We start from the raw sequence: 12,386 nt of genomic DNA, 5'->3' as shown, positions 1-12,386 counted from the left end.
TATTCCCGCCGGGGACGTCTCGGGACGCACACGCCAGAAAATCTTAACTATTTGAAACGACTAGGCCGTTGTAGATGGTCGACCCACTTCGCCTGCTACGAGAGCTCTTCACGGGCGGTGGCGACGACGAAGCCGGAGCGGACGCGACCGAGGAACGGCCGGAAGCTGCGACCGACGGCGGCCCGCCGGAGACCGGTAAGCACGTCTACGAGTGCCCTGGCTGCGGCGAGGTCTACCTCAACGACGCCCCGCACACCTGTTCGAACTGCGGGGAGACGACGTCGTCGGTGGCCCCCTCGGACGATTGACCGCGATCGGTGACGGCCTCTCGTCGGAGTGCTACGTTCCGACCGACTCCGAAACCGTCTTTACTGACTGACCGGTCAGTCAACACGTGCGGACGCTCCTCTCGAACCCCTTCGACAGGCTGGACGCCGACCACGCGACCATCGCGACGGTCATCGCCAGCACCTTCTTCGTCGGGTTCGGCGGCGGCGTCGTCTTCCCCATCCTCCCGAACCTCGGGGCCGTCCTCGGCATCTCGCCGTTCATGGTCGGGCTCATCCTCAGCGCCAACCGGTTCACCCGGCTGTTCGCGAACGCGCCGTCGGGCATCGTCGTCGACCGCGTCGGCACCCGGACGCCGTTCGTCGTCGGCCTCGCCGTCCAGGGGGTCGCCACCGCCGGCTACGTCGTCGCGGTCGCGTCGTCGTGGCCCTCTGCGTGGTTCCTCCTCGCCCGGGTCGCCTGGGGCGTCGGCAGCGCGCTCGTCTTCGCGACGGCCTACACCATCGCCGCCGACCTCAGCGACGATACCAGCCGCGGGACGAACATGGGGCTCATCCGCGGCGGCGTCATCTTCGGCTTCCCGACCGGCCTCGTCGTCGGCGGCGTCGTCAGCGAGTTCTACGGCACCGTCGCCGCCTTCGTCGTCGCGACCGCGTTCGCGCTGTTCGCCAGCCTGCTGGCGTACCTCGCCGTCCCCGAGACCCACGTCGAGGGCGAGCCCCGCCGGTCGGTCAAGCCCTGGGACGTCGACACGTCCGTCCCAGCCGTGACCGTCGGCCTCGTCAACTTCACCGTCCTCTTCGCCTACATCGGCGTCCTGTTCGCGACGCTCGTGCTGTTCCTCGAGGCCAACGATATCGGGGTGTTCGGCCTCGACGCCCAGGGCACCTCCGGGGCGTTCATGGCGGTGACCGTCCTCTCGGCCGCCGTCTTCATGTTCCTCAGCGGCTACGTCAGCGACCGCCGCGGCTCCCGGGTGCCCGCCCTCCTCGGATTCCTCGTCGTCACCTTCGTCGGGCTGGTGCTGTTCGCCTTCGCCGACACCGTCCCGACGCTGACCGCCGCCTGCCTGCTGATCGGCGCCGGTCAGGGTGGGACGAGCGGTCCCCTGATGGCGCTGCTGGCCGACCTGACGCCCGACGACAGCATGGGCCGCGCCGTCGGGACGAACAACGTCTTCGGCGACGTCGGCGGCGGGCTCGGCCCGATGGTCTCGCTGCCGCTCGTCGACGCCGTCGGGTTCTGGCCGGTCTACGTCGCCTGCGCCGTCCTGCCGCTCGTCGCGGGGGGAATCCTCCTCGTCGGTGTCCACCGCGTCACCGGACAGTTCGTCCCGCGGGTCGGCGAGGAGAAGACCGGAGCCAGGAGCGCGACCGAGTCGGTCGATTGAGGGCCCGTAGCTCTACCGGCGTTCGTCGACGATGATGATGATGCAGGCGAGCAGACACCCCAGCGCCGTGAGGTAGAGACCTCGCTCGACGACGCCCGGTGCGCCGAACTGGTACGCTACAGCCCGGCCGAGGAGGAGTACGATGGCAGCGACGAGCAGGCCGATCATCCGCTCGCGGGGCGTCTCCATGACCATCTCAGAGGTCGGTCGTGGTCGCGGACCGGGCGTCGAACAGCGCGTAGTACCCCGCCAGCGCGACGACGACCAGCGCGCTCAGTTCGAGCCCGTGGCCGAGGAGGTGGGTCGCGTCGCCGTGGACGCCGACGACGGAGAGGGCGAGCCGGCTCGCGCCGGCGCCGACCGCGACGCCGGCGAGCGCCCCGACGCGGGACCAGCCCTCGCGGGTGAGCGCGAAGGCCGCGCCGACGACCACCAGCGCGAGCGCGAGGATCACGAGCGACTCGGCCTCTCCGTGTCCGGAGTGGAGCGGGAACATACCGGGAGGTCCGGGGCCGCGATAACAACGTTTTCCCTTCGGCCTGCGACCCGTTAACGACCGGCAGCAATTTTAAGCCGGTCTCCCGTTTCCGTCGGACCATGACCGACGACCGCCGGCTGAGCTTCTGGGCGTGGGGCTACGAGGACCGGCTGCCCGACGACGAGGAGCGCCGGGAACTCGCCGCCCGCATCGAGGGGATGCTCGGCTTCCCGGAGCGCCCCGTCGTGGACTACCCGACCCTGGACGACGTCGAGATGCCGGCCCCGCGGATCGAGGTGCCCGACGACCTGTCCGAGTTCGTCACCGCCGACCGCCGTCCGCGAGCGAGTCACACCTACGGAAAGGGGTACCGCGACCTCGTCCGCGGCTTCCACGGCGACTTCTCGTCCGCGCCCGACGTCGTGGCGACGCCCCGCGACGAGGACGACGTCGAAGCGGTAATCGAGTGGGCCACCGGGGAGAACGTCGCGGTCGTCCCCTTCGGCGGCGGCACGAGCGTCGTCGCCGGCGTCGAGTGCGACGGCGACGGCTACGCCGGCGTCTGCTCGCTGGACATGCGCGAGATGGACCGGGTGCTGGAGGTCGACGAGCACTCCCGGAGCGCGCGCATCCAGGCCGGCGCGACCGGCCCGGAGATTCAGGAACAGCTCGCCGAGTACGGCCTCCAGCTGCGCCACTACCCCCAGTCCTACGAGTTCTCGACGTTCGGCGGCTGGGTCGCCACCCGCGCCGGCGGGCACTTCGCCACCCGCTACACCCACATCGACGACTTCGTCGAGTCGGTCCGGGCGGTCACGCCCGCCGGGTCGCTGGAGACCCGTCGGCTGCCCGCCTCGGGGGCCGGTCCGGACCCGAACCGCTTCCTGCTCGGCAGCGAGGGCGCCTTCGGCGTCATAACGGAGGGCTGGACCCGCGTCCAGCCACGGCCGCCGCACCGCGCCCGCGCGACGATGCGCTTCGACGACTACTGGGACGCCGTCGAGGCGACCCGCGAGATCGTCCAGGCGCGGCTCTACCCCGCCAACTGCCGGCTGCTGGACAGCGACGAGGCGATGCTGAACGAGCTGGCCTTCGACGGCAGCCACCTGCTGTTGCTCGGCTTCGAGTCCACCGACCACCCCGTCGAGGACGATCTCGAGCGAGCGATGACGATCGCGGAGGATCACGGCGGCACCTGCCCGGACGGACCGTCGGTCGAGGACCGCTCGACCGGCGACGTCGAAGAGGAGCGCGAGGACAGCGAAGAGGGGTCGTGGCGAGACTCCTTCTTCGAGGCCCCCTACATGTTCAACGCGCTCGTCTCGATGGGCGTCCTCGTCGACACCTTCGAGACAGCCGTCACCTGGGACCAGTTCTCCGACCTCCACGCGGCCCTGCAGGAGAACGTCGTCGGCGCGATGCGGGAGGAGTGCGGCGCCGGGTTCATGTCCTGCCGGTTCACCCACGTCTACGAGGACGGCCCGGCGCCCTATTACACGCTGCTGGCGCCGGCCGAGGTGGGTTCGGAACTGGAGCAGTGGCGACGGATCAAGGAGACCGCCTCGGACACGCTGATGGAGCACGGCGCGACCATCACCCACCACCACGCCGTCGGGCGCGTCCACCGCGACCACTACCACGAGGAGGTCCCGGAGAACTACCTGCAGGCGCTCCGGTCGATGAAGCGGACGCTGGACCCCGACGGCATCATGAACCCCGGCGCCCTGCTGTAGCGGGCCGCCTCGGCGGGCCACAGGACAGATTCATACCGGGGCCGGGCGAACACCGCGCCGATGAGTCGACTCGTCCGCATCCTCGGCGGCCTCGTACAGACGGTCGTGACCTTCGTGGTGCTGATCGTCCTCGCCATCCTCGCCTTCTACGTGACGGTGTTCGTCGTCTCGACGGGCGCCCACCTGGCGGGGTACGACCCCAGCGGCGACTACGTTGTGCTCTCGGCAGCGTTACTCGTCGTCGCGGCGCTGTTCGGCGGCATCCCGATCGGCCGCGCCCAGCGACAGCAGTACGAGGACAGCGAGCCCAGCGCCGGCTTCGAGTGACCTCCTAGACGACCTCGCTCAGGTCGCGCCCCTCGCTCTGCCCGGGGAGGATGTCGCCCAGGCCGGCGCCGAAGGACCCGGCCGTCCAGACGACGCTCACCTGACACAGCGAGAGGAACGGCTGCGTCGGGTTGAGCCGCCCCCACATCGCCATCGTCAGCGCGGCCGAACAGAAGGAGATGACGAGCACCGCCGCCAGGCGACGCGGGACGAACCCGAAGACGTACGTCAGCTCCACCTCGCGGAACTCAGCGTAGTACAGCAACCCCGCCGTGACCGCGACGACGAACGCGACGTTGCCGAGGAGGTACACCGGGACGCCGTAGACGAGCCCCGTCGCGAAGTGCTCGCCGATCTCGCCGACGCCGCCCTCGACTAACAGCGGGATCGAGAACACCGTCGACCCGACGAACGACTCGACGACGTCGCGGGAGGTGTACCGCTGGATGCGGCGCTCGACGTTCCCCAGCGCCTGCTGTTCGAGGTGGTAGAGCCCCTCTCCGAGTCGTCGAATCCGCCGGGCCTTCTGCTGTTCGTCCGGCGAGTCCACCGAATCCTCCAGGGACTCCAGCTTCTCGACCACCTCGGCGGCGGTCGCCTCCTCGTCGGCCATCGTCGACAAATCGGCGACGGGCGTGATAGGACTGTCGGCGGCTACGGTTCCCCGACCCGGCGGTGCCGGAATCCAAAGTTTTGACTCAGGGACGCGTGAGGTGTGGGCCATGGTACTCGGACGCATCCGGCGGCACCCGCTGGCGTCGACCGGCCTGCTGGTCGGCGCCGCGGCGGCCGTCGCCGCGAGGACCGAGCCGCGAATCGAACCCGAGGGGTGGCGGCCGGACGACCCGCCGGCGTGGGAGGGTCCCCTCGAACGGAACCGCGAACTCGAGGGGATCGACACCGTCGTCAAATGTGACGGCCCCGAGGACGTGGCCTTCGACGACGACGGGCGGCTGTACACCGGCGTCGAGGACGGTTCGGTCCTCAGGACGGCCGACCCGGTCGACGACGAGACGACCGACGCCCGCCTCGAGCAGTTCGCCGACACCGGCGGTCGGCCGCTCGGCATGGAGTTCGACGGCGACGACCTGCTCGTCTGCGCGGAGGACGCCGGCCTGCTGTCGATCTCGTCCGACGGCGAGGTGACGGCGCTGTCGACCCGCGTCGGCGGCCGCGAAATCGCCTTCGCCGACGACCTGTACGTCGCCGACGACGGGACGATCTACTTCACCGACGCGACGGAGCACGACATCTTCCAGGACGAGCTGTTCGAACTGCGGGACACGGGCCGGCTGCTCGCCTACGACCCCGAGACAGGGGAGACGTCCGTCGAGCTCGAGGACCTCGGCTTCGCCAACGGGATCTGCCCCCACGAGGACGGCGAGTCGGTGCTGGTGACCGAGACCTCTCGCTACCGGATCACCCGCTACTGGATCGACGGCGACCGAGAGGGCGACTCCGAGCGCTTCGTCGAGAACCTGCCCGGCTACCCGGACAACGTGGAGGCGGCCGACGGCGGCACTCACTGGGTCGCCATCCCGTCGGTCCGCGACGAGACCCTCGAGGCGCTCCAGCGGCGTCCCTGGGTCAAGCGCCAGCTCGGCAAGCTGCCGAAGTCCGTGCTCGAATCCGTCAGCGGCGACCCCTACGGACTGGTGCTCCACGTCGACGCCGACGGCGAGATCGTCGACAGCCTCCACGACCCGGAGGGCGGCGTCTTCGGGATCACCTCGGCGACGCCCCACGAGGGCTCACTGTACCTCGGGTCGCTGTTCGGCTACGGCGTGAGCCGGTACGACCTGGAGTGAGTTCCAGTTCCGCTCCGCTCTCACAACCTTATTACCGGTTCGTTCGAACCCTCCCGCATGGCTCGGCTCCCGGGCGTCGACTCACCCGAGCAGGTGGTCTGTCACGTCGACATGGACTGCTTCTACGCCGCCTGCGAGCGCCTCCGGGAGCCGGAACTCGAGGGTGAACCGGTCGTCGTCGGAATGGGTTACGAGGACGGCGAGAACCACGGCGCGGTCGCCACCGCGAGCTACGAGGCCCGCGAGTACGGCGTCGAGAGCGCGATGGCGATCTCCGAGGCCCTCGAACGCCTCCCGAGGCGGGCGACGGCGGACGACCCCGAGGACACCGGTATCTACCGCCCCGTCGACATGGAGTACTACGAGTCGGTGAGCCGGGACGCGAAGGCGGTGCTCGACGCGGCCGCCGAGACCGTCCGGAACGTCTCCATCGACGAGGCGTACCTCGACCTGGGCGACATCGCCTGGGACGACGCCGAGGCGTTCGGCCGTCGGCTCAAGGACGACATCGAGGACGCGGCGGGCGTGGTCGCGTCGGTCGGCATCGCGCCCAACATGACCACCGCGAAGCTGGCCTCCGACGCCGACAAGCCGGACGGCCTGGTCGTCGTCGAACCCGACGAGGTCCGGGGGTTCCTCGCGCCCATGGACGTCGCGGACCTCCACGGCGTCGGGCCGGTCACGGCCGGGGACCTCCGGGAGATGGGCCTGGAGACGGCCGGCGACGTCGCCGACGCCGACGTCGCGGAACTCGTCGACGCCTTCGGCGAGCGGGGCCGCGACCTCCACGCCCAGGCCCGCGGCGAGGACGACCGCGTCGTCGAACCCCGCGGTCGGCCGAAGAGCCTCTCCAGCGAGTCGGCCTTCGTCGAGGCGACCGACGACCCGGAGGCGAAGCGCGAGAAGGTGCGCGTCCTCGCCGCGGAGGTCGCCGAGCGCGCGACCGCGAAGGACGCCCTCTACAAGACCATCGGCATCAAGGCAGTTCAGCCGCCGTACGACGTCAACACGCGAGCGAAGTCGCTGTCCGGCCCGGTCGACGACCCGGACCTCGTCGAACGGGTCGCCCTCGAATTGCTCTCGGAGTTCGAGGGCGACCGCGTCCGGAAGCTCGGCGTCCGCGTCTCGAACCTCTCGTTCGACGACCGCCAGCAGGCCAGCCTCGACGCCTGGGAGGGGGCCGACGGCGTGGACGCGGGCTCGAGAGACGTCCGCGAACGGCACCGCCAGCGGTCCCCCACCGGTCAGGTCGACCTCTCGGAGTTCGAGTGAGCGGGAGCGTCGCTGGTAACCAACTACTACCCCGGTGGTTCTCGATGTAGCCGGGGGTCGGGATTTGCAGCACAGTGGCCTGGAAACTTCACGCGTCGAGACCGTCACCAGGGAAAGAGTGTAGACTGAATCGCGAGTGTGGATGGATTTGTTAATTACCTGGATAGCACCTACAACTATACATCTAGGAAGTGGCTTCGATATCTGATATTCTATACCCATTCGGTAGATAGGTCATATCGTCTGGCTCCTAATTCGTAGCAGGTCTATACTGAATACAAACTACCGTCTGGACTCATGCGTGACTTCCCCACTCGATACAACGGAACGACGTCGATTGGTGCTCAAACTACTGGGTGCGGCCGCGGGGGCCGCCACGTTCGGTTCGGTGGTCCACGCCCAGGAGTCGGACTCCGACCCCGAGCCCTCGTTCGTCCTCGAGCAGGGCGACGAGTGCGTCGAACTCACGCCGATGACCGGTGAGCAGCCTGTCGAGGAGCTCTACGACTACCGGTACCCCACGGACGACTACGACAGCGTCTCGGGGTCGGACGGTGACTCATACAGCTCCCACGGGACGACCCACCTCCAGAGGGACGCGACGAGCATCCTCTTCCTCTACGACGGGCCGGAGGGGCTGAGCCTGGTCGTCGTCCACGGCAAGTTCCAGGGCGACGATAACGGCGGCATCGTCTCGTTCACCTTCGAGGGGATGCCGGAGGACGCCTCGTGGTTCGTCAAGGACGACTACTACGCCGAGGACGGCGACCCGGCGGTAACTAACTACGATCAGTGGGACGGCGACGGCACCGACCACCAGGTCGACTGGGCGTACGCCGCTGGGCGGACCGACGGCGGCGCCGCCAGAGATCTCGGCGAGGAGTTCGAGTTCTCGATAACGCCGGCATTCAACGAGGAGGCAATCCTTGATGTGGATCTATCCGACGGCGGCCCGATCGAGGCCTGGGAGGCCCTCTCCGCGGACGGCGACTCGCCCGAGCGAGTCTCGCTCGAGATGGGCGCGCCGGTGACCATCCGCACGGGCACCTGCGAGGAGTCGACGGACGACGAGCCGGAAGAGGAGCCCGACGACGACGAACCAGAGGACGGGACCGGTGACGAGCCGGAAGACGAACCCGAGGACGACCCAGACGACGGGACCGAAGACGAGCCGAGCGACGAACCGGACGGTGAAGACGGGACCGACGAGGACGAACCGGACGACAAGGACGGCGAGAAGGACAAGGAGAAGGAGGACAGCGAGGACGGCTGCTGAGGTATCCGGCGACGGAGGTAGAAACTCGGCCCGCCGGTCCTCCACGAGCGGGACGGGGGCTGTGAGTAGCACCCCCGACGGCCCACCAGGGTGATCGGTATCCCGTGCGGAACGACTTTTCCGCTCGGGCGCGAACGTGTCGACGTGAACCACCTGGCCGTCGCGGGTGACGAGACGTGGCACCTCCCGCAGCACGCCCACGTCATCGTCCACGAGACCAGCGACGGCAACGAGTTCATCACCATCTACGACTGCGGCGCGGCCCAGAAACCGCCGTCCGCCCAGCTCATCGGCAACCTCGTCCGGGTCGACGCGGCTCACGAACTCCTCGACCAGCCGACGGGCTACATCGCCAAACTGCGCGAGGAGTCGACCCTCGAGCGGCAGGCCGACGACCACTGGGTCATCCGGGCGCGGTGACGGTCAGGGGCCGGTCCTGACGGGACGACGCCCCGGAGCGGATGCTGAACTATCCCCATATCGCCGAGTAGGAACCCGTTTACCCCACATCACGACCCGGACGTTGATAGGGGAACCATTCGAACCCGGGCCATGCACGTGGACGAGACGGCCCGGGTCGAGAACTCGACGGTCGACGGCGCGGAGCTCAGGGAGTACGTGACGGTCCACGATTCCACGATCGCCCCGGGGGCACGCATCTACGAACGGACCTCCGTGAAGAAGTCCGAGGTCGACGGCCCGACCGACGTGAACGCGAACTGCTACGTCGAGAACGCGCGCCTCGGCGCGGAGGTGCAGGTCGGGCCGAACACGGCCATCGTCGGCGTGACGCACGACCTCGACGACGACGGGATGACGTTCCGCGAGGACGTCTTCGAGGCGGTCGTCGTCGAGGACGGGGCGTTCGTCGGCGCCGGCGCCACCGTGCTGCCGGGCGTCACCGTCGGCGAGGACGCGGTCGTCGGCGCCGGGGTCACGGTGACCGACGACGTTCCGGCGGGCACCGTCTACCGCGGAAACCCGTAGTGGCCGGAACGGGCGCACGACAGACGTCTGACGGAGGATTATGTACGGCGACCGCCTGTGTGCCGACGATGGGCGAGGAAACGATTACCGTCGGAGAGGTGAGCCGCGGCGACGGGGCCGGGGACACCGTCGAACTGCCGATCGTCGACCTGCTGACCGGACGCGGGTTCATCACCGGGAAGTCCGGGTCGGGGAAGTCCAACAGCGCGAGCGTCGTCGCCGAGAAGCTGCTCGACCGCGGGTACAGCCTGCTCGCGGTCGACATCGACGGCGAGTACTACGGCCTGAAGGAGGAGTACGAGATCCTCCACGTCGGCGCCGACGAGGAGTGCGACCTCCGGGTGAACGTCGAGCACGCCGAGAAGATCGCCGAGCTCGCACTCGAGCAGAACGTCCCGATCATCCTGGACGTCTCCAGCTTCCTCGACGAGTCCGAGGCCCGGGAGCTGCTGACCGAGGTCACCAAGCACCTCTTCGCGAAGGAGAAGAAGATGAAGCAGCCGTTCCTGATGCTCGTCGAGGAGATCCACGAGTACATCCCCGAGGGCGGCGGCGTCGACGAGTGCGGCCAGATGCTCATCAAGGTGAGCAAGCGCGGCCGCAAGCACGGCCTCGGCATCGTCGGCATCAGCCAGCGGCCCGCCGACGTCAAGAAGGACTTCATCACGCAGTGCGACTGGCTCGTCTGGCACCGGCTGACCTGGAACAACGACACGAAGGTCGTTGGCCGCATCCTCGGCTCCGACTACGCGGACTACGTCGAGGAGATGGACGACGGCGAGTGCTTCCTCATGACCGACTGGCTAGACGACATCCGGGTCGTCCAGTGGGAGCGCAAGCAGACCTTCGACGCCGGCGCGACCCCGGGGCTCGACGACTTCGAGCGCCCGGAACTCAAGAGCGTCAGCGGCGACCTCGTCGAGGAGCTCGAGGAGATCACCGAGGAGCAGCAGTACCGCCAGAACCGCATCGAGGAACTGGAGCGCGAGCTGACGCAGAAGGACGAGCGCATCCGCGACCTCGAACGGCAGCTCTCGGAGGCCCGCGACCTCAAGCAGATGGCCGACCGGTTCTCCCGGGCGATGATGGAGCAGGTGACCGGCCGGCCGCTGTCGGTCGCCCCGGGACGCCAGAGCGAACTCGACGAGGCCGCACGCGGGAAGGTCCGGCGTGACCCCGAACTGGAGGCCGAACTCGAGGCCGTCCGCAACGGCGAGCGCGAACCCACGAGCGGACGGGTCCCCGACGCGAACGAGGAGTGGTCGAAGTCGACCGCGGCTGATTCGGACGATTCGACCGCGACCGACGAGGCCACAGCGAAGACGAGCGACGAGGCAGCGTCCCCGGACGGGGACGACGCCGACACGCTGGACGTCGTCGAGGCGATGGGCGGGAAGCCCGGCGAGTCGACCATCGTGGACCCGAGCACCGAGAGCCCGGACGATCCCGGTGCCGCGCCCGGAGCGGGCGTGGGTATCGTCGCGGACGCCGAACGGTCCGTCGACGGTCCGGACGCCGACGAGGACTCGACAACTACCGACGAGACCGCCGACGCCGATTCCGACCCGGAGGCCGAATTCGACGCCACGCCGTCGGTGGCCACGGTTGCCTCGGCGGGCGCGACGGCCGGTTCGAGCGACCCGCTGGTCGCGCGCCTCCGCGACGAGATCCACAGCCTCGACGACCTCGCCGTCGAGATGCTCCGGCACTACCGTTCGTACGGGCCGACGACGCCGATCGACGCCCACGCGGCGGCCGGCGGCTCCGGCGACCGCACGGCGGCGTACGCCACCAACCGGGCGCTCAGGCAGCGCGGCCTGGTCGAACACGTCGGCCGCGGCAAGCACGACTACGCGCTGCCGTCGCTGGTCGACGAGGAGGCCCGCGATCCCTTCGACCCCGACGCGGCGCTGCCGGACGAGGAGCGGGACCGACTCGTCGACGCCGTCGAATCGGTCTTCGTCGAGGACGTGGAGGCGCCGTCGACCGGTGACGCGGATACCCCCGCGGCGACCGACGGCGGGACCGGCGAGGACGCCCTCGCGCCCTGGCCGGATAGTTGCCGATAGCTACCGTCTCGAGGCCCGACGTAATTTTTTTCAGCCACGCGGCGATAATCCCTCCCGAACCAGAGGGACGTTTCCAGCAGTTTCCACAGGAGGGAGCCACAATGTACGATCCAGAGACAGAGACCACGGTCGTCTGTCACGCCAGGACGCCGCTGGTCTTCGATCCGGTCGAGGAACGCATCGAACGCGCACGGGACCTCGAGGACGGCGACCTCGTCGACACGGTCGTCCTCCGGAGCTGGCCCGAGACCGTCCGGTTCGACGACGACAGCCCCCACCGCGAGGTCGTCGAGGAGTTCGAGCGCTTCGACGAGTGGGCCGACCGCCGGGGAGTGTCCGTCCGCCCGCCGTTCGAGACGCGGACGCGCACCTCGATGGTCGAGGAGGGCGGCGTCGACGTCCTCGTCACGCCGGTCCTCTGCCTCGCGGTCTACCGCGAGGAGCGGCTCGTCTCGGTGTTCCCGCACTCGGACGGCGAGACGACCTACTCGGTCGAACGGGCGCTCGACCGCCTCGAGGCCGACCAGCTGCCGCGGCCGCTCATCGGGACCGCCGACGTCCCGGACGCGAGGACGTGCCCGGAGTGCGAGGCCGCGCTGGTGAACGGTCAGGGGCTGTTCGTCTGTCCGGACTGCGAGTGGTCCGGCACGCTCGCCGACGAGGGGTGGACGGAACTGGACGACGTCGAACTGGAGCCGACGACTGCACCGGCGACGGACGACTGACGGTCGGAATAGCGGGGAGGATGCCGCTTTTTG

Annotated in this window: 14 protein-coding genes; 11 read left to right on the top strand and 3 right to left on the bottom strand. The window is 69.1% G+C overall.

Annotated elements, in window-relative coordinates; all coding sequences use genetic code 11:
- Positions 1-74 precede the first annotated feature (74 nt).
- A complete protein-coding gene (locus HWV07_RS00885; protein ID WP_178332484.1) occupies positions 75-308 on the top strand; it encodes a hypothetical protein in 234 nt (77 codons plus the stop codon).
- Between the two features lie 86 nt (positions 309-394).
- Positions 395-1,678, top strand: a complete 1,284-nt coding sequence (locus HWV07_RS00880) for an MFS transporter (RefSeq protein ID WP_246279804.1) — start codon at positions 395-397, stop codon at positions 1,676-1,678.
- Between the two features lie 12 nt (positions 1,679-1,690).
- On the opposite strand, the gene HWV07_RS00875 is transcribed toward HWV07_RS00880, so the two are convergent.
- Together HWV07_RS00875 and HWV07_RS00870 are read right to left on the bottom strand one after the other, a co-directional pair.
- A complete protein-coding gene (locus HWV07_RS00875) occupies positions 1,691-1,873 on the bottom strand; it encodes a hypothetical protein (protein WP_178332483.1) in 183 nt (60 codons plus the stop codon).
- 1 nt (position 1,874) lies between these two features.
- Complete coding sequence (locus HWV07_RS00870; protein WP_178332482.1) at positions 1,875-2,174, bottom strand: hypothetical protein; 300 nt, start codon at positions 2,172-2,174, stop codon at positions 1,875-1,877.
- 101 nt (positions 2,175-2,275) lie between these two features.
- On the opposite strand from HWV07_RS00870, the gene HWV07_RS00865 reads away from it, so the two are divergent.
- Both HWV07_RS00865 and HWV07_RS00860 read left to right on the top strand, forming a co-directional pair.
- The gene (locus HWV07_RS00865) at positions 2,276-3,889 is read left to right on the top strand and encodes an FAD-binding oxidoreductase (protein WP_178332481.1); all 1,614 of its coding nucleotides are present in this window, start codon (positions 2,276-2,278) and stop codon (positions 3,887-3,889) included.
- 60 nt (positions 3,890-3,949) lie between these two features.
- A complete protein-coding gene (locus HWV07_RS00860; protein WP_178332480.1) occupies positions 3,950-4,216 on the top strand; it encodes a hypothetical protein in 267 nt (88 codons plus the stop codon).
- 4 nt (positions 4,217-4,220) lie between these two features.
- On the opposite strand, the gene HWV07_RS00855 is transcribed toward HWV07_RS00860, so the two are convergent.
- On the bottom strand, positions 4,221-4,829 hold the full coding sequence (locus HWV07_RS00855; RefSeq protein ID WP_178332479.1) for a DUF2391 domain-containing protein: 609 nt from the start codon (positions 4,827-4,829) through the stop codon (positions 4,221-4,223).
- A 109-nt stretch (positions 4,830-4,938) separates the two neighbouring features.
- Here HWV07_RS00855 and HWV07_RS00850 point away from each other — a divergent pair, with 109 nt between their 5' ends.
- The 7 genes from HWV07_RS00850 to HWV07_RS00820 all read left to right on the top strand — a co-directional run bounded on the left by HWV07_RS00850 (position 4,939) and on the right by HWV07_RS00820 (position 12,353).
- A complete protein-coding gene (locus HWV07_RS00850; protein WP_178332478.1) occupies positions 4,939-6,024 on the top strand; it encodes an SMP-30/gluconolactonase/LRE family protein in 1,086 nt (361 codons plus the stop codon).
- Between the two features lie 57 nt (positions 6,025-6,081).
- Positions 6,082-7,296: a DNA polymerase IV gene (gene dinB / locus HWV07_RS00845; RefSeq protein WP_178332477.1), complete on the top strand. Its 1,215-nt coding sequence runs from the start codon at positions 6,082-6,084 to the stop codon at positions 7,294-7,296.
- Positions 7,297-7,636: 340 nt separating this feature from the next.
- On the top strand, positions 7,637-8,572 hold the full coding sequence (locus HWV07_RS00840) for a hypothetical protein (RefSeq protein WP_178332476.1): 936 nt from the start codon (positions 7,637-7,639) through the stop codon (positions 8,570-8,572).
- 144 nt (positions 8,573-8,716) lie between these two features.
- Positions 8,717-8,992: a hypothetical protein gene (locus HWV07_RS00835; protein WP_178332475.1), complete on the top strand. Its 276-nt coding sequence runs from the start codon at positions 8,717-8,719 to the stop codon at positions 8,990-8,992.
- 132 nt (positions 8,993-9,124) lie between these two features.
- Positions 9,125-9,559 carry an acyltransferase gene (locus HWV07_RS00830; RefSeq protein ID WP_178332474.1) on the top strand — a complete coding sequence of 145 codons (435 nt, stop codon included), beginning with the start codon at positions 9,125-9,127 and terminating at the stop codon, positions 9,557-9,559.
- Positions 9,560-9,627: 68 nt separating this feature from the next.
- A complete protein-coding gene (locus HWV07_RS00825) occupies positions 9,628-11,628 on the top strand; it encodes a helicase HerA domain-containing protein (RefSeq protein ID WP_178332473.1) in 2,001 nt (666 codons plus the stop codon).
- Between the two features lie 101 nt (positions 11,629-11,729).
- On the top strand, positions 11,730-12,353 hold the full coding sequence (locus HWV07_RS00820; RefSeq protein WP_178332472.1) for an HTH domain-containing protein: 624 nt from the start codon (positions 11,730-11,732) through the stop codon (positions 12,351-12,353).
- Positions 12,354-12,386: the final 33 nt, after the last annotated feature.

The sequence above is a fragment of the Natronomonas salina genome, from assembly GCF_013391105.1.
Taxonomy (GTDB): Archaea; Halobacteriota; Halobacteria; order Halobacteriales; family Haloarculaceae; genus Natronomonas; species Natronomonas salina.
The sequence above is the reverse complement of the archived record's forward strand: the minus strand, read 5'-3'. Positions and strand labels throughout refer to the sequence as shown.